The organism is Pseudomonas sp. QC2 (assembly GCF_002859085.1).
Taxonomy (GTDB): Bacteria; Pseudomonadota; Gammaproteobacteria; order Pseudomonadales; family Pseudomonadaceae; genus Aquipseudomonas; species Aquipseudomonas petroselini.
This window is the reverse complement of sequence record NZ_PKKS01000008.1, coordinates 373,431-399,382: the sequence shown is the minus strand read 5'-3', so window position 1 is coordinate 399,382 and position 25,952 is coordinate 373,431. Positions and strand designations below refer to the sequence as shown.

General features: G+C 57.2%; 25 protein-coding genes. 10 read left to right on the top strand and 15 right to left on the bottom strand.

Annotation, left to right across the window (positions count from 1 at the left end):
• Positions 1 to 62: 62 nt before the first annotated feature.
• A complete protein-coding gene (locus QCBJ_RS08535; RefSeq protein ID WP_064052612.1) occupies positions 63 to 1,076 on the bottom strand; it encodes a helix-turn-helix domain-containing protein in 1,014 nt (337 codons plus the stop codon).
• Between the two features lie 386 nt (positions 1,077 to 1,462).
• Here QCBJ_RS08535 and QCBJ_RS08530 point away from each other — a divergent pair, with 386 nt between their 5' ends.
• Entirely contained in the window at positions 1,463 to 2,908 is a 1,446-nt protein-coding gene (locus tag QCBJ_RS08530) for an APC family permease (protein WP_064052512.1), read from the top strand.
• Positions 2,909 to 3,004: 96 nt separating this feature from the next.
• On the top strand, positions 3,005 to 3,586 hold the full coding sequence (locus tag QCBJ_RS08525) for a TetR/AcrR family transcriptional regulator (protein WP_177410649.1): 582 nt from the start codon (positions 3,005 to 3,007) through the stop codon (positions 3,584 to 3,586).
• On the opposite strand, the gene QCBJ_RS08520 is transcribed toward QCBJ_RS08525, so the two are convergent.
• Positions 3,583 to 4,239, bottom strand: coding sequence for an NAD-dependent epimerase/dehydratase family protein (locus tag QCBJ_RS08520; protein WP_082893877.1), 657 nt, complete (start codon positions 4,237 to 4,239; stop codon positions 3,583 to 3,585). The genes QCBJ_RS08525 and QCBJ_RS08520 overlap by 4 nt on opposite strands.
• Positions 4,236 to 4,907, bottom strand: a complete 672-nt coding sequence (locus tag QCBJ_RS08515) for an NAD(P)-binding oxidoreductase (protein WP_102060546.1) — start codon at positions 4,905 to 4,907, stop codon at positions 4,236 to 4,238. Before QCBJ_RS08515 ends, QCBJ_RS08520 begins: the two co-directional genes overlap by 4 nt.
• Before the next feature lie 292 nt (positions 4,908 to 5,199).
• Between QCBJ_RS08515 and QCBJ_RS08510 the strand changes: the two genes are divergently transcribed.
• A complete protein-coding gene (locus QCBJ_RS08510; protein ID WP_064052515.1) occupies positions 5,200 to 6,408 on the top strand; it encodes a pyridoxal phosphate-dependent aminotransferase in 1,209 nt (402 codons plus the stop codon).
• Positions 6,409 to 6,457: 49 nt separating this feature from the next.
• On the opposite strand, the gene QCBJ_RS08505 is transcribed toward QCBJ_RS08510, so the two are convergent.
• From QCBJ_RS08505 to QCBJ_RS08460, 10 genes are all read right to left on the bottom strand, one after another.
• Positions 6,458 to 7,138 (bottom strand): GntR family transcriptional regulator, encoded by a 681-nt coding sequence (locus QCBJ_RS08505; protein WP_064052516.1) that lies wholly within the window; start codon positions 7,136 to 7,138, stop codon positions 6,458 to 6,460.
• A gap of 266 nt (positions 7,139 to 7,404) precedes the next feature.
• Positions 7,405 to 8,598, bottom strand: a complete 1,194-nt coding sequence (locus QCBJ_RS08500; RefSeq protein ID WP_371916660.1) for a maltoporin — start codon at positions 8,596 to 8,598, stop codon at positions 7,405 to 7,407.
• A 179-nt stretch (positions 8,599 to 8,777) separates the two neighbouring features.
• A complete protein-coding gene (locus QCBJ_RS08495) occupies positions 8,778 to 9,767 on the bottom strand; it encodes an ABC transporter permease (protein ID WP_102060545.1) in 990 nt (329 codons plus the stop codon).
• Complete coding sequence (locus QCBJ_RS08490; RefSeq protein WP_102060544.1) at positions 9,764 to 10,708, bottom strand: ABC transporter permease; 945 nt, start codon at positions 10,706 to 10,708, stop codon at positions 9,764 to 9,766. Before QCBJ_RS08490 ends, QCBJ_RS08495 begins: the two co-directional genes overlap by 4 nt.
• Positions 10,705 to 12,243: a sugar ABC transporter ATP-binding protein gene (locus tag QCBJ_RS08485; RefSeq protein WP_102060543.1), complete on the bottom strand. Its 1,539-nt coding sequence runs from the start codon at positions 12,241 to 12,243 to the stop codon at positions 10,705 to 10,707. Before QCBJ_RS08485 ends, QCBJ_RS08490 begins: the two co-directional genes overlap by 4 nt.
• A gap of 60 nt (positions 12,244 to 12,303) precedes the next feature.
• A complete protein-coding gene (locus tag QCBJ_RS08480; RefSeq protein ID WP_102060542.1) occupies positions 12,304 to 13,392 on the bottom strand; it encodes an ABC transporter substrate-binding protein in 1,089 nt (362 codons plus the stop codon).
• Positions 13,393 to 13,458: 66 nt separating this feature from the next.
• Positions 13,459 to 14,202, bottom strand: a complete 744-nt coding sequence (locus QCBJ_RS08475) for an SDR family oxidoreductase (protein ID WP_102060541.1) — start codon at positions 14,200 to 14,202, stop codon at positions 13,459 to 13,461.
• Between the two features lie 54 nt (positions 14,203 to 14,256).
• On the bottom strand, positions 14,257 to 14,550 hold the full coding sequence (locus QCBJ_RS08470; protein WP_158242094.1) for a putative quinol monooxygenase: 294 nt from the start codon (positions 14,548 to 14,550) through the stop codon (positions 14,257 to 14,259).
• 10 nt (positions 14,551 to 14,560) lie between these two features.
• Positions 14,561 to 15,652: an NAD(P)-dependent alcohol dehydrogenase gene (locus QCBJ_RS08465; RefSeq protein WP_102060539.1), complete on the bottom strand. Its 1,092-nt coding sequence runs from the start codon at positions 15,650 to 15,652 to the stop codon at positions 14,561 to 14,563.
• Positions 15,653 to 16,043: 391 nt separating this feature from the next.
• Complete coding sequence (locus QCBJ_RS08460; protein WP_256581472.1) at positions 16,044 to 17,375, bottom strand: MFS transporter; 1,332 nt, start codon at positions 17,373 to 17,375, stop codon at positions 16,044 to 16,046.
• Between the two features lie 281 nt (positions 17,376 to 17,656).
• Here QCBJ_RS08460 and QCBJ_RS08455 point away from each other — a divergent pair, with 281 nt between their 5' ends.
• The 3 genes from QCBJ_RS08455 to QCBJ_RS08445 are packed head-to-tail and all read left to right on the top strand — an operon-like array spanning position 17,657 to position 20,704.
• Positions 17,657 to 19,309: a GMC family oxidoreductase gene (locus QCBJ_RS08455; protein ID WP_102060538.1), complete on the top strand. Its 1,653-nt coding sequence runs from the start codon at positions 17,657 to 17,659 to the stop codon at positions 19,307 to 19,309.
• On the top strand, positions 19,306 to 19,794 hold the full coding sequence (locus tag QCBJ_RS08450; RefSeq protein ID WP_064052527.1) for a hypothetical protein: 489 nt from the start codon (positions 19,306 to 19,308) through the stop codon (positions 19,792 to 19,794). Before QCBJ_RS08455 ends, QCBJ_RS08450 begins: the two co-directional genes overlap by 4 nt.
• Positions 19,795 to 19,825: 31 nt before the next feature.
• Complete coding sequence (locus tag QCBJ_RS08445; protein WP_064052528.1) at positions 19,826 to 20,704, top strand: N-acyl homoserine lactonase family protein; 879 nt, start codon at positions 19,826 to 19,828, stop codon at positions 20,702 to 20,704.
• Between the two features lie 65 nt (positions 20,705 to 20,769).
• Here the strand turns inward: QCBJ_RS08445 and QCBJ_RS08440 are convergent, their stop codons facing one another.
• Both QCBJ_RS08440 and QCBJ_RS08435 read right to left on the bottom strand, forming a co-directional pair.
• Positions 20,770 to 21,408, bottom strand: coding sequence for a TetR/AcrR family transcriptional regulator (locus QCBJ_RS08440; RefSeq protein WP_102060537.1), 639 nt, complete (start codon positions 21,406 to 21,408; stop codon positions 20,770 to 20,772).
• A gap of 129 nt (positions 21,409 to 21,537) precedes the next feature.
• Positions 21,538 to 21,852, bottom strand: coding sequence for a LysR family transcriptional regulator (locus tag QCBJ_RS08435; RefSeq protein WP_102060536.1), 315 nt, complete (start codon positions 21,850 to 21,852; stop codon positions 21,538 to 21,540).
• A 99-nt stretch (positions 21,853 to 21,951) separates the two neighbouring features.
• Between QCBJ_RS08435 and QCBJ_RS08430 the strand changes: the two genes are divergently transcribed.
• The 4 genes from QCBJ_RS08430 to QCBJ_RS08415 all read left to right on the top strand — a co-directional run bounded on the left by QCBJ_RS08430 (position 21,952) and on the right by QCBJ_RS08415 (position 25,904).
• Positions 21,952 to 22,533 carry a TetR/AcrR family transcriptional regulator gene (locus tag QCBJ_RS08430; protein ID WP_102060535.1) on the top strand — a complete coding sequence of 194 codons (582 nt, stop codon included), beginning with the start codon at positions 21,952 to 21,954 and terminating at the stop codon, positions 22,531 to 22,533.
• Positions 22,534 to 22,584: 51 nt separating this feature from the next.
• Positions 22,585 to 23,688, top strand: a complete 1,104-nt coding sequence (locus QCBJ_RS08425; RefSeq protein ID WP_102060534.1) for an alkene reductase — start codon at positions 22,585 to 22,587, stop codon at positions 23,686 to 23,688.
• Positions 23,689 to 23,758: 70 nt separating this feature from the next.
• On the top strand, positions 23,759 to 24,502 hold the full coding sequence (locus QCBJ_RS08420; RefSeq protein ID WP_102060533.1) for an SDR family oxidoreductase: 744 nt from the start codon (positions 23,759 to 23,761) through the stop codon (positions 24,500 to 24,502).
• A gap of 106 nt (positions 24,503 to 24,608) precedes the next feature.
• Positions 24,609 to 25,904, top strand: a complete 1,296-nt coding sequence (locus QCBJ_RS08415) for an NAD(P)/FAD-dependent oxidoreductase (protein WP_102060532.1) — start codon at positions 24,609 to 24,611, stop codon at positions 25,902 to 25,904.
• The last annotated feature ends 48 nt before the right edge of the window (positions 25,905 to 25,952 follow it).

Below are 25,952 nucleotides of genomic sequence, written 5' to 3'. Positions count from 1 at the left end.
CGCAAATAATAGTTATGTTTCGTTTGAAAATATATTCATATTTTTGTCGTTGGAAGGGACTTTCAACTCAGTGGGGGCCAGGTTCCCATCCCGACACAGGGCGGGTTGCGGTACGTTTCCGAAGGTAACTCTCCAAACTGGTTTTTGTAGTACTGGGAGAACATTCCAAAGTGCCAAAACCCCCAGCGCATGGCGGCTTCAGACACCGAAGGCACGCCACTTAAAATGTCTTTGCGGGCGCCGTGCAAGCGCACTTGGCGGATATACGTGCACGGATTGACACCCACCACCTGAATGAATGCGCTGTGCAGTCCACGCCTGCTCATGTGCAAGTGTTCGCACAAAGCCTCCACAGAGTGGTTGGAGGTTGGTTGGCTCAAAATAAACGCGCGCGCCCTGTCTACCATTGCGCGATGAACCCGATGATCGCGCGGTGAAGAGGATGAGGTATGGGACAAACTGCCCATCGCTTCCAGTGCCGCGACGGCGACATCCTCGGAGAGTTGCAGGCGCGTGGCCTCACTGTCGATCGAGTCCGGACACGCCACGGCTGAACCCAGGCCTGATAACAGCAAGGATTTGTATCGAGCGATCCCCTGTGTATCGCCCTTGAGTAGGCAGGCGCCGTTGACCAGGCGGTCGGCGCTCACCCCGTAAAGGCCCTGGGACAGGGTGTTCAGGAATGACACGTCAATTGTCGCCGCCAGGATGTCGGACTTGGTTGTCGCACAGAAACGGGCTTCTTCACCTTGGCGCATGATGAATAACGAGTCGGCCTGCATTTCCCTGTTCTGCCAAGAGCACGTCCCTTCATGCAAGGTCACACCTATCATCACGACATCGGTGTCAGCGACCGAGCGTTGATCGACGGCTTGATTGATCCATTCTCTGAACACTTGGACTCGCCCAAGAGATGCACGCGCGACGCCGCCTTCAAAGTTGCCACAGGAGAGCTGGGTATAGTCCTGCATCCAGTCAGGAAGAATTCTCGATTGAAGGAACGGATCATTTGACCGCTCACATGCAACTCTTGGAAGTGCGCAGGGCGGGAGTGCGGTATCTGGATTGTGCTGCATCACGACAGTCTCCGAAGTCTGCCGTTGAAGCAGCAATGTTCGTTCCAGCTTGCCGCGCGCAATCAGCGCTTCAGATAAAAGAATTGATCGCTAAATGCACGGTAACGAAGCACGGGGTTTTACTTTTGGTGCGTACTAAAAAAACAGTCATGTTTGGCGTGCACCACGCGCCGATATTGGATAGCGGCGAATTTTACGCGGGCGCAACAATGATCACGACGCATGTTGTCGATTCGGCGAGTCGGCGTATCAGGGGGACTCCCTTTAAACGCGCGTCACTTTAGTTGCGGGTCAGACAACTGCGAACTTACTGACACCGTCAGGGCAGGGACGTCGAAGGTAGATCAGTGATCTCTTGCGGGAAAACAATATCCATAGGGGCGAATATGCACACTGCAGAGCCAGGCATTACTGATAGCAAACCGGGCTTGTCCGGGTCTTTAGGTGTTACCTCGATTGTGCTGATGGTGATTGCAACGGCCGCGCCATTAACCGTGATGGTTGCCAATACGCCGCTGATTATCTCCATGGGCAATGGCGCCGCAGCGCCTTTTGACGCAATGATTGCAACGGTGATCATGTTTCTCTTCAGTGTGGGTTTCATCTACATGTCGAGGTACATCACCAACGCAGGGGCGTTCTATTCCTATATCCAAAAAGGCATGGGGCGGTCCATTGGGTTGGGATCCGCGACCCTGGCAGTGATCTCGTACTTCATGATCCTGGTGGCGTTGGAGGCTTACATTGGCTTCGCCTTGTCGCAGCTGTTGTTGACCACGCTGGGTATCACTATTTCCTGGTGGCTCCTGGCATTAGCTATTACCGCGCTGGTAGGGATCCTGGGCTATCAGAAGATTGAACTGAGCAGCAAATTCCTGGGTGTGGCATTGGTGCTGGAAATTCTGATTGTGTTGGTGGTGGACGCTGCCATTATCGGCAGCGGCAGTATTGGCCCGGATGCGCTGGAGCCGTTTTCGGCGACCACTATTCTGTCGGGGTCGCCGGGCCTTGGGATCATGTTTGCCATCTATTGCTTCACGGGGTTTGAGTCGACGGTGGTCTATCGCGAAGAAGCGGTAAACCCGAATGTGACCATTCCAAAGGCCACGTACATCGCGGTATTTGTGATTGGCGTGTTCTACGCCGTGTCGATGTGGTGCCAGGTGAACGGTGTGGGGTTATCGCAAGTGGTACAGCAAGCGACCGATCACCCAGGTGATATGTATCTGACCATGGTGGAGCGATTCACCAACAAAGCCTTTGTGGATGTAATGCAGGTTTTGCTGGTGACCAGTCTGTTTGCATGCGTGTTGTCGCTGCATAACATCGTCGTTCGCTATCAATACGTCCTGGGACGCTTTGGCGTGCTGCATTCAAAGTTGGGGAGCGTGCATCAGAAACACGGGTCGCCCTTTGTGTCCTCGGTATTGCAAACAACGTTGTCGCTGCTGGCGGTCGCCATTTGCGCGCTGATCGGGATGGACCCGGTCACCCAGATCTATGCGTGGGGTGCGACAGCGGGAACACTGGGTTACATGGTGATCCTGTCCCTGACGTGCGTTTCGGTACTGGTGTTTTTCCGCCGAAGCGACACGCCACATCCGTTCTGGAACACCGTTGTGGCACCCACCGGCGGGTTCCTCGGATTGGTCGCTTGCCTGATCGTGGCGGTCCAGAATCTGCCCGCGCTGGTTGGCGGTGAGAATGCCGGACTTGCAGCCTCCATCATGGAAATGATTGTGATGATTTCATTTGTCGTGGGCTGTGCCGCCGCCTTGATGATGAAGGTGATGAGCCCTGCGAGATTTGCGCTGTTGAAACAGGTGGGTTGAGTTCCCTTCTTCCTCCTGCTGCACATGTGAACAACGGCAGGCGCTCCACAGGGCGCCTGCCGCTTGATCGTTTTTTTTGATAGCATGCGCCGCATTATGAAGAAGCCCGCCCATGACATGCGCCAGCACATCATTGATGTCGCCAGGTCGCTGATGACCCAGAAAGGTTACACCGCCGTCGGCCTTACCGAGCTGCTCGCGGCTGCGGGTGTGCCGAAAGGGTCGTTCTACCACTACTTCCGTTCCAAGGATGAGTTTGGCCAAGCGCTGCTCGAAGAGTACTTTGACGAGTACCTCACGCGTGTCGATGTGCAGTTGGCCAGTGAGGGCTCCGGCGCCGAACGTCTGCTGATCTATCTACGCTATTGGGCCGAGACACAGGCGTTTGATCATACCGATCAAAAATGCCTGGTGGTCAAATTGGGGGCGGAAGTGTGTGACCTGTCCGAAAACATGCGCGGTGTGCTTGAGAAGGGTACTGCCCTGATCATCGATCGGATGATTCGTTGTGTTGAGCAGGGCAAAGCCGATGGCTCCATCGCCGCGTCCGTTGACGCCGCGATGCTCGCTGAAGCGCTCTACCAGATGTGGTTGGGCGCCTCGTTGCTGGTCAAGGTCAACCGGACTCGCGAGCCCTTTGACGCGGCGCTTGAAATGAGCCGACGTTTACTGGCCTAACCTGGCCTTGTCATGCTGCTCGACGTAACAACATGCACGCCTGGGGCCTGATTAATCGCGGCTTCCAGCAGTGCCCGCGCGATCAGCGCCGGGGGGTTGAGTCGCCAGCGCCCCGGCAACAACGGCGCCGCGAGTTTCAACAAGAGGATCATGACGCGCTCGGCAGGGCGCACCTCTTCACGCTTGCCTCCAATGACACCCGGCCGTACATACGTCAGCGATTCAAATCCAACTTTCGCCAGATCCTGTTCCAGGCGGCCTTTGACTTGGTTGTAAAAAAATGAAGACCCTGCATCGGCACCGATAGCGGAATTGAGCACGTAGGTTGACGTGCCGTGATCAGCAGCTAACCTGGCCACTGCCAGTGGGTAGGTATGGTCGACGCGTTCGAAGGCTTCTTTGGAGCCCGCTGTTTTCAGCGTGGTGCCCAGGGTGCAGATCACGGCATCCGCTTGCCATTGCTCTGCCTGTTCATCCAGATGCTCAAAATCGGTGAGGGTCGCGATGAGTTTCGGGTGTGCCGCCAGCGCTTTTCGCGTCGGCGCATAGACCCTTCCGACGCGTGGGTCCGACAGCGCTAAATCCAGGACATGACGCCCGACCAGCCCGCTCGCGCCGACCAGCAGCAGCTTGATGGGGGTTGGTGGATTCATGCCTGTCGACGATCCCGATCAAACGGCTGAATAGCTTCATCGACCGGCGTAGTGCCTTGGGTCAGTTCGATGATGACGCGACTCACACCGTGCTGTTCGATGATCTGCAACAAGGCGGCGGCGACGTCCTCGCGCGGCACGTCGCCGTAGGGGATGGCAAGACCGGCGTGGACTTTGCCAGTGCCAGGCGAGTCCAGCAACGTGCCGGGGCGGAGAATGACCCAGTCAAGATCGCTTGCAGCGAGGTGCACGTCCGCGCGTTTCTTCACGGCCATATAGTTTTCGAAGGTCTCGGACACCGTTTTGCCACGCGATGCCTCTGGAAACGCCGAAACCAGAATAAAGCGCCGGATACCCGCTAACCGAGCCGCGGCGACAGACAGCTCCAGGCCATGACCGTCGATGGCATCCGTCATCTGTGCGCCGCCTTTGCCGCCGGCACCAGCCGCGAATACCACGGTATCACTGCCCGCCATCAGCTTGGCCAGAGCCTCTGCGTCAAGCTCAAGCAAGTTACCCGCAATGGGGATGGCGCCGAGCGCCTGGAGGCCCTCGGCTTGTTCCGCATGACGGTATAACGAATGTGGTTGATGGCCTCGTTCTGCCAGCTGTTGAGCAAGGCTTCGGGCCACTTTACCCGAACCACCGACGATAAAAACTGAGTGCATAGCTCCTCCAGATCAGGCGATGTTTTACAAAAGGCCCGCCCAAGCGAACCTGCAAACGGTGTTGACGAATGCATGCTTGGTTTTATTCTATATCGCTCACTACAGAATATGTCAAGCGACGGGCGCTACTCCTTAGAGCCACTTTGGCGAAATAGCACCTGTGTCAGGAGCGAAAAAGCGGCTGATCTCTAACAAATATAATTGTTTAAATTCATACAGATATATTGTTTTAATTGTTTTGCGGGGGCCGCTAGCATTCACGCACTATCAACGAATGCTGAAGAGTGGCCCCATGCAATTGCTCGGAAATCTGCTGAAAGCGGTTAAACCCTCGCCCACGCTGGCAATCACGCGCAAGGCCGCCGAACTGCGCCGCAATGGGGTAGATATCATCAGCTTGTCGACCGGTGAGCCGGACTTTCCCACCCCTGATCACATCAATGCAGCTGCCAAAGCGGCGATTGATGCAGGCCAGACCCGCTATACCGATGTGGATGGAACTCCGGAGCTCAAAGCGGCGATCGTTCGCAAGTTTCAGCGTGAAAACGGCATCACCTACACGACCGACGAAATCAGCGTCGGCACCGGCGGCAAGCAAGTACTGATCAATGCGCTGCAGGCCACCCTTAACCCTGGGGATGAAGTCATCATTCCTGCGCCTTACTGGGTGTCCTATCCGGACATGGTGCGCTTGGCAGGGGGCACGCCCGTTGAGGTCCCTTGTGCGGCCCATCAGCACTTCAAGATCACTGCCGAGCAACTCGAGCAGGCAATCACGCCGCGTACCAAGTGGCTGATTTTGAATTCGCCAAGCAACCCGACGGGTGCGGGTTATAGCGCGACTGAGCTTGATCGATTGGGCGCCGTATTGTTGGAGCATCCGCAGGTCTACGTGCTGACGGACGACATGTACGAGCACCTGAGTTACGACGGATGGGTATTTTCCACCCTGGCTTCGCAGGTGCCGGCATTACATGATCGCGTGCTGACCGTGAATGGCGTTTCAAAGGCGTATTCAATGACGGGCTGGCGCATTGGTTATGCGGGCGGTCCTAAACCTTTGATAGCCGCCATGGCCACCATTCAATCGCAGACCACCAGCAACCCCTGCGCGATATCCCAGGCCGCTGCCGTGGCAGCGCTGGACGGGCCTATCGACTTTCTGTCTGAGCGTAATGAAGTGTTTCGTCAGCGCAGGGATCTTTGCCTGGACGCTTTTAACACTACCCCCGGCCTGGTATGCCGCCGTCCGGAGGGCGCTTTTTATCTCTTCCCTTCATGCTCGGGGCTGTTCGGGCGCAAAACGCCAGCCGGTGAGGTACTGACGAATGATGTGGATGTCTGCCGGTACCTGCTCGAAGCTGCGCAGGTGGCGGTGGTACCGGGGAGTGCGTTTGGCCTGGAAGGGTATTTCCGTATTTCTTTTGCCACGTCGACCGCGACGTTGGAGCACGCCTGCAAGCGTATCACCAGTGCATGTCTCGCGTTGACGGCGCAATGAACATCCGCGCGCGTCAGGGTGCCGCGTCGATGATCCTGGCGTGAGTTGCCTACTGCTCCGTGCTTGATTCCAGAACCTCGAGTGCCGCGTTTTCGGCATTCTTGATGTGCAGGGTGGCCATGCGTTGGGCACCTTCGCCATCACGGTTTTTGATGCAGGCCAGCAACTCATCGATTTCAGCCAGGCTTTCGCGCAATCGTTCAGGCCTGGAGAAAGATGTTGCTCGAAGCAGGTTGATACGACTGAGCAGTCCCTGGAGTACTTCAGTGATCAGCCGGTTGCCGCAGCAGCCGAGCAACACGTCATAGATTTTTGATTTGGCTTCAATCAGTGCGCGGCGATCCGGATTGCTGGACTGCTTGTGCAGGTTGTTGACGGCCTTACCCAACTTGACGATATCTTTATCGGAGGCAAGCCTGGCAAATTCATGGGCTGCAAAACCTTCAAGAAGGCCACGTAGCGCGTAAAGTTCGCGAGCTTCAGCAATGTCCAGGCTGGCGACCACCGGGCCCCTGTGCGGCACGATCACGATCAGCTTTTCAGCTTCGAGCTTACGCAGGGCCTCTCGAAGGGGCGGGCGGCTCACTTTAAGCATCTCACAAAGCTCGCGCTCCACCAGCCGTTCTCCGGGGGCGAACCGTCCATTCATGATGGCCTCACGCAGGAAGCTCTCCACATGCCCTCTGAGTGTTTCAGGGCGGCTCATTACCGGCATTGCATCACTACTCATAAAACTCCCGCCTTTAGGTCACACACAGCTTGATGCGTAATAGATCTGTTTATATTAATAGCAGATTGTATGCAGGTAGGCTTGTAGAGCCATCATATGGAGCAGCACACAGGCTTTGAGGCGTAATTGTAATACAATGTTGACGGGTATTCATATTCGGCCGCTGATGAAGCGACCCCGCAGAAAGCGGGGGGGAAAGGGCGACGCGCCTTTAAATTGATGAGCGCTCGCCGCGGTGTGCGGCGAGCCTTGATTAAAGCAGCTCGTTATTTCCACCAATACTCGATCTGTACGCCAAAATTTGAACCGTTGCGACTGGTGCCGAATGCACCGCTATCAGATAGCGCCGTTCCTGGCACGAGCTCTGATGCCGCCTCTTGCGCTGCCTTGTTCCACTGCGCATAGGTGTAGTACAAGCGGATTTCCGGTCGGGCCCAGAAGTCTTGGCCGGCAGGGGACCAGGTGGGCGCAACCGTAAATTTATTCAACTTGCGCATGCCGCCAGACGCATTCACTTGGTCATGGCCCACTTCGGTGACGAGTTTGATATGTTCCGTCAGTGCATAGCTCGGACGTACCCCAACCGACAACCAGCTTTGCCTGCCGCCGATATCGCGTTCATCTTGCTGATAGACTACGTTGAACTGGCCCCCGAAACGCGGCGTTACCTGCCAGTCGAAATACTCGACGGCACGCCAACTGCGCGAGCTGTCGTCCAGCGTCGGATCGCCGGTGTAGCCCAGCCCCGTGCCCGAGCCCTCGCCGTACTGGAGGGCAAATGTGTTATGCCCTCCCAGAAACGGCGTTTGCTTGTGTTGGGCGGTCACTGCCCAGCCGTTATGGACTTGCTCGCGATTCGGCTTTTCGATGTAACTCAACCCCAGTTGAAGTACACCGCCGGGGTTCACTTGAATGCCGTCGACATTGAAGTCGTGGCGGTTTATGTAGTCGCGCTGGAATACGTTGTCCTTACGCGAGAAGGCATAGCTGTACTTGTAGTCGCCTAATTGAACATTCTCCACGCCAGCGCCTGTGGCACTCTGGTTCCAGTAAAAGTAGTCTGAAATCAGCACGTCGTTTCGTTTGTAAAACCGTCTGCCTGCCCAGAGCGAGCCGCCGTTGAGCGCGGCTACATTACTCCATTGGCCGTACAGTTGGGCCATCCTTGCCCAGCCGTCATCACCCGTGAATTCAGGGGTATGCCCGTAGCCTTCATAGAAGGCGGCCATGCCATCCACGCTCAACACCGACCCGTCATCAAACTTCGCCAGGTCTTGTCGCAATTCAAGTTCACTGTACTGCTCGCATTCGTTTCCCAGCCGATACTTCGACTGTGCTCCCGGAAGCTGGAAGCAGGATTGAGTGCCGCCACTGGAGGACCCACCCGCACCTGCGCGCAAGTAACCCGAAAACTCCAGTGCATGTGCCGACAGTGGGAACACTATCGACGAGCAGGTCATCACTACGACGTTTTTTATCTTTCTGTTCATGAAGGTGTCATCCTTTTTATTATTGTTTTGCATTCAAATGACTAACTAACAGCGACGCGTCATCGCCTCTGGCATGTGGAGATGCCAAGGGTGGTGATTCAGAAAGTATGAGAGCGGCAGGCCCGGCTATGCGGGCCTGACGTGGCGCTTTATTTTTGGCGAACGCCGGCGCTTATCGCTGCCACGGCGATGACCAGGCCCTGTACCATCAGCTTGCCGGGCTCCTGGATACCGAACACGGTCAGTGCCGCAAAGAGGTAGCCGAAGGCGAGCACTGCGATAAACGGGCCCATCACGCCGCCGCGCGCGCTGCCGAATGTCACTGCGCCCAATATCGCTGCTGCGATGGCATTCATTGCAATATCCAACCCTGGTTTGATACTGCCGACCCCCAATGCCGAGGTCTGTAGTAATGCCCCCATCGCCCCTAAAATGCCCGCTGCGACGTGGCTGATGAAGATCACTCGCTGCACGGGCAACCCGGAGATGGTCGAGGCCTTCGGGCTGTCGCCGATGGCGGCTAAAAACTTACCGAATACCAGTGTGCGCACCGCCAATGCGAACACGATGGTCAACCCGACCCATATGTAAATCGCGTATGACAACCCCAAAAGCCGTTCGCTGGTTACCAGGTTGAGCCATTTAGGAACTGCCCCAGGTGGCTGTCCTGTGGTCAACCAGGAAACAGCGCCGAGCAGTACCGTCGTCATGCCCAGCGTGATCATCACGGCCGACGCCCGAATGTAGGCGATAAAGATGCCGTTGAGCACGCCCACCAGCATCCCGAGCAGAATCGGGATGATGACGATAAGCGCAGGATGCAGGCTGGAGAGTACGCCTGATGTGACGAGGTAGATGGTCATGGCGGACACACCGACAACCGAGAGGTCAATTGACCCGGCTCTCATCACCAGTGCCTGCCCCAATACGATGATGCCCAGTGGCGCACACTGGCGCAGGATGATTGAGGTGAACATCGGGTTCAACAGGTTGCTGGCGAAGAAGGCAATGATCACCAGCAGCGCGGCGAGTACCAGATAAGAGGGGGGCAGTTGCAGGACCCAGTGCAACACGGTTTTAGCCCGTTGGCTGGTCGTCCTGGCTGCTAGGGGTAACGGTGTATAAGAGCGGGCGTTCATAGACCAATCTCCTTGCGACGTTGCAGGCTTACCACTGCCAGCAGCAGTAACCCTTTCACACCGATCTGGATAAAAGCGGAAATGTTGGACAGGTTCATCGCATTGCCGATCAGGCTTACCAGCAGTGCGCCCACTACAGTGCCCAGCAGGCTGCCAACCCCGCCGCTTAGTTGAGCACCGCCTAACGCCACTGCCGTCACCGAATCAAGGTTGAACGCGTTGCCGACTTTGGCGTCGCCCGAAGACAGACGGCCCGCCAGGTAGAGCCCGGCAATGAACGCAAACAGCGAGCTCAGCAGGTAAGCAGCAATGATGATGCGTTGCGTATTGATACCGTTCAGACGCGCATTCTCGGCACTGCCGCCGGCGGCAAACAGGTGAACACCAAACGGCCGGCGATATAGCAGCCAGGCCGCCGCCGCTACCGGTACGCCGATCCAGAACAGTGACAAGGACACACCTGCGACATCGCCGTTTACCAGCGTCGTCAGCCAGGAAGGCACATCACCGCCTGGTATCGGACGCAGCAGCAGCGCCAAACCTTGGGCAAAGCTCATGGTTGCCAGCGTCATGATGATGGGGTGAACGTTGAGCCTGGCCACCCCAACCCCGTTGATCAGGCCGATTGACAGCGCTGCCAGCAGGGCGATGCTGAAGGTCATCGCGGCCGGGTAGGGCATGGCCACTAGGGTCGTGGTGAGACTCACTACAGCACCGTTGGAAACATCGAGGCCGCCAGTGACGATGACCATCATTTGGCCAACCGAAGCGAGCACCAGCGGGGCGGTTTGCGCCATGACGTTGGAGAGGTTTTGCCGGGTTAAGAACTCGGGGGAGCTGAGGGCGGCGACCAGCAGGACCAATGCCAGAATCATCAGCGCGATACGCAGCGTGCCACTTCTTGAGTTGCGAGGCATGGCGAAAAGATTGAGGGCGCTCATAAGGCATGAACTCCTGTGTGGGAGGCGACGTGTACATCCGAGTGTTGCGTGCCAATGGCGGCGTGCAAGATGCGTTCTTCGGTCGCCTCCGACCCGCTCATTTGTGTGACGATCCGGCCCTCGTGGATCACCAGGATTCGATCGCACAAGCCGATCAACTCCAACAGCTCGCGTGAAAGCACCAACAGTGCTCCGCCCTGTTCGACAAATTCGCGCAGCAGGCGGTAAATCTCAGCCTTGGCGCCGACGTCCACGCCGCGCGTCGGCTCTTCAAGAACGATGACGTCGACCCCCGACGCCAGCCAGCGGCCGATCAAGGCTTTTTGCTGGTTACCTCCTGACAGCGACTTGACGATCACCCGCGAATCGCCTTTGCCGATGTTCATATCGCGCATAAGCCCGGCAACCACAGATTTTGCATTCGTCAGGATCGAGCCAAGGGGGCGTCCTATTTGCGTACCCAGCGCGATGTTGTCGGCGATCGACAGGTTTAAAAACAGACCTTCGCTTTTCCTGTCCTCGGGGATGAAGCCCAATCCGGCTTGAATCATCGGTTCAATACCGTTCGTTGGGTCCAGCCGGATCGTCGCGCCGGTGGAGGGGGACATTTTGACAATGTCCGAATGCGCAGCCGCTTTGAGTCCGACGATGGCGCGTGCAATCTCCCGCTGGCCCTGGCCCTCCAGGCCGGCCACGCCCAATATTTCGCCGCGATTGAGGGAAAATCGGACGTCGGGCGAATGCGCTTCGACCTTGAGTGCACGTACGTCGAGTGCCACGTTTTTGGCGACTTCGCCGCGCGGCGGGAAAAAATCGACGAGGTCTCGGCCCACCATCAGGGCGACCAATTCATGCTCGGTCAGTGACGCGGTTGGACGCGTGGCGACATGCCGACCATCCTTCATCACGGTCACGGTGTCGCACATCTCGAAAATTTCCCGCAACCGATGTGAGATGTAAATGATCGCCTTGCCGGCGTCCCTCAACTCGTAGATGAGCTGTTGCAGCCGCTCTACGTCGGCGGCATTGAGCGCGGCGGTCGGTTCGTCGAAAATGAAGATGTCAGCATCGGCGGATATGCCCTTGGCAATCTCGACGGCCTGTTGCTGTGCGACGGTCAGGTTTTTTACCAGGGTCTTTGGGTCGAAGTTGAGTCCGACCCGAGAGAGTATCTCGGTGGCTTTTTTCTCGGCGGTTGCGTAATCCATCGCTCCCATTCGTGTGCGCGGTTCGCGTCCCAGGAAGATATTTTCCGCGACCGACAGATTAGGGATGAGCGTGAACTCCTGGAACACCGTGGAGATGCCCTTGTGCAGCGCATCCAGAGGGGAGGAGAGCACCAGGCGTTCGCCGTTGAGTTCCAGGCTGCCGCTGTCTGGTTTGTGCACGCCCGCGATGATTTTCATAAGTGTGGACTTACCGGCGCCGTTCTCGCCGGTCAAGGCATGGATCGAACCTTTTTCAAGTGAAAAGTCGATGCCATGCAACACAGTGGTATTGCCAAACGTTTTGATGATCTTCTGTGCGCGTAGCATGGTTGATCCTCCGGTTAAAGGCGCAGGCATGCAAATGCCTGCGCGATGGCGTCATCAGGATTATTTGGTGCCGTAGTATTTCTGGAGGTGCTCTTCCGGTATTTCGGAAGGGCTCCAGAAGGCATCCGACAGGTCCATGCGCACGTATTTATCCAGAGTGTCGGTAGTGACCGGGTCGGGGCGGTTCACGTAATGCTTGTAGACAGGTTTGCCCTCAAGCAGCGCGACGGCAGCGCGTACCGCCGCAGCGCTCAAGCCGGGTGGGCAGATGGGGCCAATGGATTTCAGGTTGTCGGTCTTCCAGCGGCGCAACCAGCCGTTCATGGCTTCGCCGGTGATCGGGGGCAGGGTGGCTACGCCCATTTGCTGCAGTGCATCGGCGCAGCCGAGCGACATGTTCGCGCCGTCAGCCCAGATGCCGTTCACTTCAGGGTTAGACAGGTAGAGGCTTTCGCACATGCGCTTGGCATCATCGTAGGACCAGTTGGCGTATTGATCGGAAATGATCTTGATGCCTGGCGCGGCTTTGAAGGCTGCCATTGCGCCTTTGTAGCGATCCTCATCAACCGGGTGCCCCGCGACGCCCCGCAGCAACCAGATGTTGCCTTTGCCGTTAGTCTGCTTGATAAGGTATTCGGCCATCACCTTGCCGAAGAAGAAGTCGTCTCCCTGGATCTCGGTGGTGAATTGGTCGGTACTGGTTTTGCCCAGGTAAACGACGACGGGGATACCTGCCGCACGGGCTTTCTCGATACCTGCTGAAGCTGATGTGGTGGTCAGGGGCGCTACGATGAGCACATCGACTTTTTGGGCGATGAGGTCTTCAATGTCAGCGGCTTGCTTGGACTGACTGAGGTCCGCACTTCGGAAGAGGTATTCCTTGATTTGTGGGATACCTTTGACGGCTTGTTCGGCTTCGTGAGCGGTTTGATAGGTATGGGTTGAACCGGCAAGACCGTAGTGGCTCATGCCAATTTTCCAAGGCCCTTTTTTCTTGAATTCGTCAGGCTTGGTCTGGGGGTTGGTCCCGCTCGCAGGTGCGGTATCAGCCAGCAGGTAGAGATCTTCGGCGAAGACTACGGGAGCACACAGGGCTACGGTGCAAGACAGGCTGAGCGCAGCTGCCCACCGTTTGATGGATGATTTCATGCTTGACTCCGTTATTGTAATTATAAGCCAGCGACCGGGCAGCCAGGCTGCCCGGTAAACCCAGGGTTAGAAAGGTTGTGCCGTAGGACGGATCAGGATTTCGTTGACGTCGACTTCCGGCGGTTGGGACATCGCGAACGCAATGGCGCCGGCGATGGCGGTAGCTTTCATCGCGATGTCGCGCACTTTCTTCTCTTCGGCCTTGGCTTCGACGTCAGTGATGGTCGAGGCCAGGTTGGACTCAACGGCACCCGGCGAGATGATGGTGGTGCGAATGTGCTCACCAATCTCCTGGCGCAGGCCTTCGGAAATGGCACGTACCGCAATCTTGGTGCCGCAATACACCGCGCTGTTGCGGGTGACGATGTGGCCCGCCACCGATGCGATGTTGACGATATGGCCGCTGTTCTGCGCTTTCATCACGGGCAGGGCAGCAGCAATGCCATACAGGACGCCCTTGATATTGATGTCGATCATGGCGTCCCACTCGTCTACTTTGAGGGCCTCGATCGGGGACAGTGGCATGATCCCGGCGTTGTTCACGATCACGTCCAGGCGGCCGTAGGTTTCCACGGCGACGTCGACAAAGTGCTGAACGTCCTGGCGGCGTGTGACGTCGACCACTACGTGAGTGGCAGTGCCGCCAGCGCTCTGAATTTCCTTAACGATCTTTTCCATCGCGGACACGGTATTGGCAGGCGCACCAATGACGACTTTGGCGCCCAAGCCGGCCAGGTACCTTGCAGTTGCTTCACCGATACCGCTGCTGGCGCCTGTAATTGCTACAACTTTGCCTTTTACGTTTTCCATTTTTGTTGCCTCGTATTGTTGTTTTAAGGGAACGCATCATGCTTGTGGGGAGGTTCACGAAAGCTTGCGATAGGTCTTGACCGAAATAGGCTCGGCCAACAGTGGATTGAGCCTTTCGACTGTTTTGGCGACGTGCTCACTATTGGCATGCCCGTCAACGTCCTCCTGAGTGGCCCACCCATCGACGATGACGAACTCGCTGTTGTTTTCGGTCGATTGGTACACGTCGTAGAACAGACAGCCTTTCTGCTTCAACGATGGACCGGCCAGACCCTGGATCAGGGCGCTGCCTTGCGTAATGCTCTCGGGTTTTACGGTGAAGCTGGCAACCACATAGATGGCAGTCATAAGGGCTCCTTCAGAACAGCAAGACGGGTTTGATGACCTTGCCGGACTCGGCATCGGCGATGGCTTCGTTGATGTTTTCAAACGGGTAGTGGGTGATGAAACGCTCGAACGGAAACAGCCCTTCCTGCTGCAACTGCACCAACTGAGGGATGAATACCTGGGGGATCTGGTCTCCCAGAATCACGCCCTGAAGCTTGCGGTTGAATGCAATCCAATCGAGGAGGATCGGGATGTCTTTGCCCAGGCTATCGAGGCCGAGCAGGGCGCAGTGACCACCTGGGCGAGTCGACTCGACGGCGTTGCGAATAACGTTGGGCAAACCGACGGCATCGATGCTGAAGTCTGCACCGCCGTCCGTGATTTTCTGAATCTGCTCGACGATATCCGTAGCCCGACCGTTGATGACGTGTGTGGCCCCAAGGTCCTTGGCCATTTGCAGGCGCGAGTCGTGCAGGTCGACGGCGACAATCACGCTGCAACGTCGAATCTTTGCCGCCATGATTGCTGCCAGGCCCACCGCACCGCAGCCGAATATCGCGATGGTGGCGCCCACGGGCGGCTGCATCGCGTTCATGACGGTGCCTGCACCCGTGGCCATGCCGCATCCCAATGGAGCCGCGATCTTTAAGTCAAAGTCTTTGGGCAGCTTTACCGCATTGTTTTCTGTCGCAAGGATGTAGCTGGCGAACGAGGACTGGCCGACGAAATTCGATGCAATGTCCGCATCCAGGATGGCGCGTTTGCCATTGGGGCGAGCGCCGGTCAGGTTGTACTGGACGTAGTTCCTGCAGTTCATTGGGTGCGCGCGGCGACAATCCGAACAGTAGCCGCAGGAACTCTGGCTCAGCGCAACGTGATCGCCCACCTGCAGGCTTTTTACGTCGCTACCGACTGCCTCGATTATGCCGACGCCTTCGTGGCCCGGGATTACCGGGTGCTTCGGGCCAAAAATACCGTCTCGCAACAAAAGGTCGGTGTGGCAAATACCCGTGGCGACCGTGCGGATGAGGATTTCATTCCCCTCCGGTTCGGCGATCGTCAACTCTCTGAGTTCTAGCGGGCTTTTGGCCTGGGTGGCCACTGCAGCAATCATACGAGGCATGCGGACGTGCTCCTTAGGCGTCTTGAAGACGCTCATGAATGACTTGCAAGTATTCAGATGCCCGGCGGCGTTGTTATCGATGGTACCGATAAATGCGGGATGGGCAGGGCTGAAGCATCAATATTTGTGTTCTTGTATTACAATATTATTGGTGTGTTGTAATCGAATATATCCGAACAAAACCAAATTGCAATAGGTGATCGGCAGCTTTTCGGGACGTGCCGGGTATTTTTTCCATATGGGCTGAAAGCCCCGAATATTGGGCGCGCACGCGTGCCTGGCCACTGATCGAGCCATTTAAAAGGTGAGACGGATAAGGAGATATACCGGGTGTTTACTCGCTTGCGATCAGCAAGGAAGGCACCCGGTCCAAGCGTTTGAAATTGTCAGGTCAGATGTTCTTGAGGTCTCGCCGGAATGTCTCCGGGCTGATGAACATAGTGGTTGCCGCAACCAGAGCGCTCAGGGTCATCATGAGGATCACTGCCCAAGGAGAGCCGTCAGCCCAAAGGATCAGTGCGCTGGCAAGCATTGGGGTAATACCCCCCAGCAGAATCGAGGCCGCCTGGTAGCCGATTGAAATCCCGGTATAGCGCACCGCGGTGGGGAACAGTTCTGAGTAATAGGCCGCCAGTGTGCCGTAGACCGGACCATGGCCGAGGCACAGTACCGCGATAAGCGCTATCGCCAGCAATACCAGCGAGCCACTCATGGCCATCAAAAAGAACGGGTAGGCGGTGATTGCGATAAATAACGCGCCCCCTATGAATACCGGACGGCGCCCGATGCGGTCTGAGACGGCACCCCAGAAGGGGATTGAGACAATGTTGAATAGCGCCGCCAGCATCACCACCAGGAGCACGTCGCTCTTGGGTATCTGGGTGTACTGCGACACAAAGGCGAGAATGAACACGGTGTAAATATAGTAATTTCCACCTTCTGCAAAACGCACGCCCAGCGCCAGAAGCAGTGGCTTGCGTTGAGTCGTGAACACTTGCGAGATCGGACTTTTTCGCTGCGCGACAGACTTTGTCATGGCTAGAAAGGCCGGTGATTCTTCGGTCTTGAGCCTTATGAAAAGACCCACTGCGGCCAGCAAGACACTGAACAGAAAAGGAATACGCCATCCCCAACTGAGGAAGTCCGCTTCCGGTAATGCAGACGCCGCAGCGAACGCCGCTGAACCCAGCACTAGGCCCGCAGAGACGCCGGTTTGGGGGAATGCTCCCCACATGCCTCGACGATTATCAGGCGCATGCTCCACGGCCATGAGCACGGCGCCTCCCCATTCTCCACCCACTGCAAACCCTTGCACGACGCGCAGCAGTATTAGCAGTGCGGGGGCCCACATGCCGATCTGTTGGTAGGTCGGTAGCATTCCGATCAATGTTGTCGAAATGCCCATGAGCATTAGGGTCAGTACCAGGGTTTTTTTACGCCCCAGTCTGTCGCCCATCTGTCTCGCAAAAAAACCACCCAGCGGCCGTGCGATGAACCCTACGGCGAACGAGCCGAATGCCGCGATGGTGCCAGCAGCAGGACTGAAGTTGGGGAAAAAAAGGTGGTTGAACACCAGCGCAGCGGCGACGCCATAGAGCGTGTAGTCGTACCACTCAATGACGCTGCCTATGACGCTGGAGATCAATACGCGCCGTTTGCCTGCATCGATTCTGTCACTCGGCAATGGCATTTCCCCGGTGAGGGGAGAGGCTTTAGTAGTCATATATCTACCTTATTATTGTATTACAATATTAGCGTCCTACTATCGTACTCTAGGGGTTCTTCACGCGTCTGCCAAGTATTTGGAACGTCGTCGTTGGCGCTGTGCGCTGGCGGGCGACGAAAGGTCTGTTGGGCATCCTGTCAACACTCACCAGGCTGAGCGGGGTGAATCAGTATTCTTGACATATTGTAGTACAATAATATAGCGTGAATTTGCTCAATAAATACAATAAAGGGTGCCGGGAACCCATGGTCCGCACCCATGCGCAAATGAGGTCTTCAATGGTCATCGATACCGGTCTGAAGGAAGTCTTCGATTACATCGTCGTAGGTGCAGGTACAGCCGGATGCGTTCTCACCAACCGTCTGAGCGCTGGGGGCAAGAGCGTTTGTGTGCTTGAGGCGGGGCCTCGTGACACGAACCCGCTGATTCACATTCCTGCGGGGTACATCAAGAATATTTACAGCAAGACGTTGACTTGGAATTTCGAGGCAGAGCCGAGTCCAGGTACCAACAATCGACGCTTTTCGCTGCCTCAGGGGCGGGTGTTAGGCGGATCCAGCTCGATCAACGGTTTGAATTACGTCCGCGGTCAGGCCGCTGATTACGATGGTTGGGCCGCCGCAGGAAACCCAGGCTGGGCGTACCAGGATGTGCTTCCGTATTTCAAACGCTCAGAAGCGTGGGAGGGGCCAGAAAACGCTACGTTTCGTGGTCGCCGTGGTGAGCTGCCGATCTCGCCCCTGGACTGGCATCACCCGGTCAGCGACGCGCTGGTAGATGCCGCTGAGTCAATCGGGATTCCACGCAATCCGGATCACAATGCGGGCAGGCAGGAGGGCGTGGGGTTCTTTCAGCGCACGATTCACAACGGGTTTCGCTACAGCTCCGCCAAGGCGTTCCTGCGTACGGCGGAAAAACGCAAGCACGTCAGCGTACGTACCGATGCCCAGGTGACGAATATCATTTTTGAGGGCAAGCGTGCGGTGGGCGTCCGTTACATCCAGGGTGGCCCTCATGGCAAGGTGGTCGAAATTCACGCCCGGCATGAGGTGATCCTGTCTGCCGGTGCACTCAATACCCCGAAATTGCTGCAGATTTCCGGCGTGGGACCGGTCGATGTGCTGGCTGAGATTGGTGTTCCGGTCGTGCATGCGCTGGAGGGCGTGGGGCGGAATCTGCGCGATCACTATGCGGTTCGGATGGTTTCGCGCGTTAAAGGAATCCGCACCATCAATCAGATGGTGCAGGGCCCCGCGCTGTTGCTAGAAATCGGGCGTTGGTTGCTGCGTCGCCCCAGCCTTCTGGCGGTCAGTCCTTCCCTGGTTCACTTGTTCTGCAAATCCGATCCTTCGGTGGATCGCCCGGATCTGGAGTTTGCGTGTTCACCTGCCAGCTTTCGTGAGGGCGTCGTGGGCCTGCTCGATTCTCACCCTGGGCTTACGTTAGGCGTATGGCAGGAGCGCCCCGAGAGTTTGGGGTACGTGCGTGCGCGCAGTCGTGATGCGTTCGACAAGCCGATAATTCAACCCAACTACCTGGCCCACGAGACGGACCAGAAAGTCCTCATTGGTGGGATGAAAGTGGCCCGCCAGCTTTTCCGCAGCCCCGCCTTGGCACGATTCGTTGAGTCGGAAACCTCTCCGTCCGCTGACCTGCAGACCGATGATGAGTTGCTCGACTTCGCCAGGCGCATGGGCACCACGGTGTATCACATGATGGGCACGGCCCGCATGGGCCCTGAAGATCAGCCGTTAACCGTGGTTGACGCCGAGCTTCGCGTGCATGGTCTGCAGGGCTTAAGGGTGGTAGACGCCTCCATTATGCCGTCGATGCCCTCTGCCAATACGAACGCGACCACCTACATGATTGCGGAAAAAGCCGCCGATATGATCCTGGGGCAAAAACTCCCGTCAGTTGAGATCGGCGCATGAAGGGGGCAAGTGTTGTGCTCACGAGGGTCAGTTCCTCGGCGGGTTTTGATGACGCCACCGTCGCTTACGCGGCGGGCGCCCAACGTGTTTTCCAGCAGCTTCAAGACGCGGCAAGCAGGCTTGCCGCTGTGTTGCTGGCGATGTCGTTTGAGCGCTCGAGAGCCGCGCTGGATCATGCTGCCCGCCTGGCTGCTGTCGCGCAGATAGCAGAGGGCCGGGATCTTTTGCTGGGCCTCACATCAACCCAAAGGACTGCGCATTTTCACCGGCATATGAAGGGTGGGCTGGAGCGCCTCACACAAACCGCCAAGGCGATTGACGGCACCTTGTCAGGCCATTCGGCGGCGCTCGATCCATTACCTCTGTTGCAAGCGGCGTGGAAAGAGCTTGAGTCTGCATCCCGATGCTTGCCGGGATTCGAAGTGGTGGATTTCAGCCATTCATGCTGTGCCAATCACGCGGCTGTAATCGTGAGCAATACGTAGACAAAATCCCAACAACAAGAAGGATAGGAAAATGTCGAATTACTCAATCTGGATGCTCGAATACGCATGGGTACCTGATGCCGCTGAGAGCTCTCTGGTGTACGGGAAGCACAATGCTGGAACCGCAAAGCTCCCTTATTGCTACACGTTGCTAAAAGGCCAGGGGCGTACCATCCTCCTGGACTGCGGGCTCAACAACGCGTCCCACGGTGCCGAATTCGTCAATCGCTTCAATGTCCAGAATTGGTTCGGGCCACAAGATGTCTTGGCTGAAGTGGGCTGTAAGCCGGAAGAGGTGACGGATGTGGTACTCACCCATGCGCACTTTGATCACATGGGAGGGCTGGAGCTTTTCCCCAATGCAACCTTCTATATTCAGCAGGAAGAGTTAGCCTCCTGGGTGTCGATCATGGCAATGGAGCGCCGGTTCCGTTGGCTGCTCACTGCAACTGACACCGGTGACATGATCTACGCCGTGCAGTTGGCGCGTGAAGGCAGAATGCGTGGGCTCAAGGGGGATATTGAAGATCTGTTCCCGGGTGTTGATGTGCGCCTGGCGAAAGACACCCACACTGCTGCGTCGCAGTACATTGTTATCAGGAACGATAACAAGCCGCAAAGTGCCGATGTGTTCGTCTATACCGGTGATTTGGTTTACCGCCATGAGAATCTTCATGGCGGCAACCCGGCCGATCCCTTTTATCTTCCGGTAGGGCTGGCATTCGGAAGTCAGACCAATTTAATCATGACCTCCGATGAAATAATGAAAACGGTCGGCGGAGAGATGTCGCGGGTGCTTGCTCCCCATGAAACAGAAATGGCCAATCTGTACCCAAGCCGGGTCACGAAGAACGGGCATTATATTGTCGAGGTGGCGTTGGGGGAGGGGCAGCAGTCGTTCGTGAATTGAATCACGGAGATCGCCAGGAGGGTGCAGTGCTTCCAGCACCCTCCATTGTCAGAGGTCGTCCGCGCCTATGCGGGCTCTACGAGGGCAGGAGCAAGCATGGCTACCGCTGTGGCGCCTATGCCTTGGAGGTCTTCACGGCTGGCAGCGTCATGCGCTTGCAGCGACATGCCTTCGAGCAGGGTATTCAAGGCAGAGGCGAGCAGGCGGGTATTGGTGTCGTGGCGCAGTTGCCTGTCCGCAACCGCGCGGTCCAATCGTTGCTGCAGGTAGTCACGGCCCTCCTGACGCAAGGCCTTGAGGGTTGCGGTGACTTCGCCGGCATCGTCGGAGACATTGACGGCCGCGAGTACGACCATGCAGCCACAGGGGGCTTCGGGTTCGGTCAGGATCGACGCTGAGGTGTGGAAGAAGTCGCTGATGGCGCGCACGATGTCCGGCTCGGTGTCCATGCGCTCCCACGTGGCATCCCAGAAGGTCGTTTCGTAGTAGGCAACCGCTTCCAGAAACAACTTGGCTTTGTTGCCAAACGCCGCATACAGGCTGGGAGGGCTGATACTCATGGCTGAACACAACTCCGCCACAGAGGCCGGCTCGTAGCCACGCTTCCAAAACACTGCCAGCGCATGCAGCAGAGCCTGGTCGCGGTCGAACGCGCGCGGGCGGCCTTTTGCGCGTGGAACAGGGGTTGGGGCGGGGTCGGTCATTGAGTGCAGCACCTTGGGGCGTATCGCCAGACAGCATGCCTGGAATAGATTTCTCCCCTAATGATACACAAAATGAACTTTTCGGTTGCGCAGCATAATGTTGAGATTTCAGGTCTACCGTGACGCGTGTCAAAAGGGCGGTACGGTGTATCGCTCAAGTACATGGCCAATACCGCTCAATAGCGGTATCACATGCTTCGCAATATCATCGGCGACTGCGGTGGGCACCATCTCTGCGTTTTGGCGAAAAAACAGTGGGTCCTGAAAAATCAGCCTGAGCTTCGACAGGCTGTTGCTGACCGCGGGCTGTCCGATGTTCAAGCGCTCGGACGCCCTGGTGACACTTTTTTCCTGATAAAGCGCAGCGAAGATCACCAGGCAATTGAGGTTGAATTGCGCAAGGCACTCGGTATTGAACGTTGACGTGGGGGGAGGGGTGTTCATGAGCTTGACCCTGTCATTTGTCGCCGTTGGTCGTAGAACGTGAAGCTATTCTAAAATTTACTAGACGACCGGTCTAGTTTTAATTAGAGTGGCTGCATTATGAAAAAGCATCATTCTGAAACACGCCAACACATCCTGGATGTCGCCAGGACGTTGATGACTCACAAAGGCTACACCAGCGTAGGGTTAGCTGAGGTGGTAGCGGCTGCGAGCGTACCGAAAGGTTCGTTCTACCACTACTTCAAATCCAAGGAAGAATTTGGTCAGGCATTGCTTGAACAGTATTTTTCCGACTACCTCGCAACAGTCGACACGCTGTTGATGGGCTCTGCACCCGCCGCGCAAAGGTTGCTGAGTTACTTCCAATATTGGGCGCAGACCCAGTGCTCTGATTTGCCTACCGACAAGTGCCTGGTGGTCAAGTTGGGCGCCGAGGTCTGTGACCTCTCGGAGGGCATGCGCCTGGTGCTCGACCGAGGTACGCAGGCTATCCACGCAAAGCTTGAGCGCTGTATTGAGCAGGGGCTTGTCGATGGCTCGATCACGTCCGTAGCGCCAAGCGCGACGCTTGCGCAATCGCTCTATCAGGTTTGGCTCGGCGCTTCGTTGATGATGAAGATCGGCAAGCGCGACGACGCCTTTGAAATATCCCTGACTCTGGCAAAGCGACTTTTGTCGTAGCTATTTTTTACCAACTTACTAGACGACCGGTCTATTTAAAAGAGGTCTATCATGACAGACAACGCCACTCGTACCGACTTATTCACCCCCATCAACCTGGGCGCGATGAAACTTGCCAATCGTATTTTGATGGCACCTGTAACCCGTAGCCGCTATGCCGAAGATGGTATCCCCAACGAGCTGCACGCTGAGTATTACGCTCAACGCGCCACCGCGGGCTTGATCGTCGCCGAGGCCACCAATATTTCCGCGCAAGGCCGCGGTTACGCGGCCACTCCAGGCATCTGGAGTGAGGAGCAAGTTGCGGGCTGGAAGAAAGTCACGGACGCCGTGCATGCCGCCGGCGGGAAGATCGTCAGCCAGCTATGGCATGTGGGGCGGTTCTCCAGTGTCGAGCTGCAACCTGACGGTGCCGCACCGGTCGCGCCTTCCGCGATCAAGGCCGAAGGCGACACCTATACCACCAACGGCTTCGTCCCGGTGTCGATGCCACGGGCGCTTGAAACCGATGAGATCCCGGGGATCATCGAGCAGTACAAACGTGCTGCCGAGAATGCCAAGCGTGCTGGTTTTGACGGGGTAGAGGTTCACTCGGCCAACAGCTACCTGCTGGACCAGTTCCTACGGGACTCGACCAACCATCGCACTGACCAGTACGGCGGCTCCATCGAGAACCGTGCGCGCCTGACCCTGGAAGTGACCGAAGCAATCGTCAAGATCTGGGGCAACGACCGGGTTGGCATCCGCCTGTCGCCGGTCACGCCTGACGCAGGCAACACGCCGCCCGACAGCAACGTGATGGCGATGTACGGCTACCTGATCCAGCAGTTGAACGCCTTCGACCTGGCGTACCTGCACTTCGTTGAAGGCGCGACCGCCACCTCGCGTGAAGTGCCGGAAGGCGTGGACATGGACGCATTGAGCGCGCAGTTCAACGGGCCCTTCATCGGCAACAACAACTACGACCTGGACATGGCTATCGAGCGCCGCGCCCAAGGCAAGATCGACGCCGTAGCGTTTGGTCGCCTGTTTATCTCCAACCCGGACCTGGTTGAGCGCTTGCGTCGTGGGGCCGAACTGACCATCGCACCGCGCGAGTCGTATTACGGCGGCGGCGCCAAAGGCTACACCGACTGGCCTGTCGGCAACTACTGATCCGCTTATATCCGCGATAACCCCAAAAACTGCCCGCACAGACGGGCAGTCACCAACGAGAGGAACGCCCATGAACTATCTGCAGAATAAAACCGCGATCATCACTGGCGCATCGTCCGGCCTGGGTGCTGCATCGGCACGTGCCTTGTCCGAGAAAGGCGTTCGAATTGTCGCAGCAGCCCTGGACCAGCAAGGCCTGGACGCCATCGTCAGCGAGTTGAAAGGCAAGGGCGGGGACGCGGTAGGTCGCGTCAGCGACGTTACCAACTCTGAGGATATGAAAGCGCTCGCGCAATTCGCCCAGGACTCTTTCGGTTCGGTGGATATCCTGATCAACAACGCAGGCTTGATGCTGTTTTCCAATTGGGTCGACCTGGCCACCGATGATTGGGAAAAGATGATCAACGTGAACATCAAAGGCTACCTGCATGGTATCGCGGCGGTGTTGCCGTTCATGCTGAAACAGAAGTCGGGCCAGATCCTGAATATGGATTCGGTCGCCGGTCACCAGGTTGGGCCGGCTGCGGGTATCTACAGCTCCACCAAATTCTTCGTGCAGGCCATGACTGAGTCGATGCGCAAAGAGCTGGGCGTGCAGCACGGCATCCGTGTCAACACGGTCAGCCCGGGTGTGATCAACACCGGTTGGGCCGATAAAGTCACCGACCCGGCAGGCCGTAAAGCGGCTCAAGAGCTGAATAAAATCGCTATCTCGCCGGACGACATTGGTCGCGCAGTGGTGTATGCACTGAATCAGCCTGAAAACGTCACCGTCAACGACCTGATCATTTCGCCGACCCGTCAGGATTGGTAAGTCATAAGCGTTGAAATCACCCAGCCCAGGCACCGGCGCAACGCCGTGTGCCTGGGCGCTACAGGATCCGTCCTGTCTCCCCCTGTAAAAGCAATGAGACCCTTCAATGACACACCGTATTTTGATTGTCGGCGGTGGCGCTGGCGGTCTGGAACTTGCGACGCGTTTGGGCAAGACCCTTGGCAAGCGCGGCACCGCTCACATCACCCTCGTTGACGCCAACCTCACCCACATCTGGAAGCCACTGTTGCATGAAGTCGCGGCGGGCTCACTCAATGCCCATGATGACGAGTTGAACTACGTGGCCCAGGCCAAGTGGAACCACTTCCATTTCCAACTCGGCCGCATGAGCGGCCTGGACCGTGCCGCCAGATCCGTTCGGCTTGCACCTACCCTGGATGGCGCCGGCCGGCAGCTGGTGCCTGAACGTGTTTTGAACTATGACACCCTGGTCATCGCCGTCGGCAGTACCACCAATGATTTTGGCACCGTCGGTGCGGCACAGCACTGCCTGTTCCTCGACACCCGCGAGCAAGCCGAACGCTTCCATCAGCAGTTGCTCAACCATTACCTGCGTGCACAAGCGCTCGGCGTTGCAGGTGAGAATATCCGTGTGGCGATCGTCGGTGCAGGCGCAACGGGCGTGGAGCTGGCTGCCGAGTTGCACAACGCTGCCCATGAGCTGGCCGCCTACGGGCTGGATCGCATTCAGCCGCATGACATGCACATCACCTTGATAGAAGCGGCCCCCCGTGTGCTGCCAGCGCTACCCAAGCGCATCAGCGATCCCGTGCACCGCACGCTGGAAAAACTGGGGGTGACCGTGATGACAAACGCCGCCGTCAGTGAGGTCACCGCCGAGCACCTTAAAACCCGCAACGGAGAATTGATCGAGGCCAGCCTCAAGGTTTGGGCGGCCGGTATTCGTGCACCGTCCTTCCTCAAGGATATTGATGGCCTGGAGACTAACCCCATCAACCAGCTGAAGGTGCGACCCACGTTGCAAACCACGCTGGACGACAATGTTTTTGCGTTCGGTGACTGTGCCGCGTGTCCTCAGCCGGGGAGTGAGCAGAATGTGCCGCCGCGTGCTCAGGCCGCCCACCAGCAAGCGTCAATGCTGGTCAAGAGCCTGCAGGCCAGGCTTGAAGGTAAAGCCCTGCCGACTTATGTCTACAAGGACTATGGCTCGCTGGTTTCGCTGTCACGCTTTTCGGCGGTGGGTAACCTGATGGGTAAACTGACGGGCAGTGTGACGCTGGAAGGATGGTTGGCGCGGGTGTTCTATGCATCGCTGTACCGCATGCACCAGGTCGCGCTCTATGGACTGGTGCCTACCGCATTGCTGATGTTGGGTAACCGTCTGGGACGAGGCACCGAGCCTCGGTTGAAACTGCACTAGATCATTAACTGGGAGCGCGCAGCGCCTTGTGGGCTGCGCTCTTGGCGC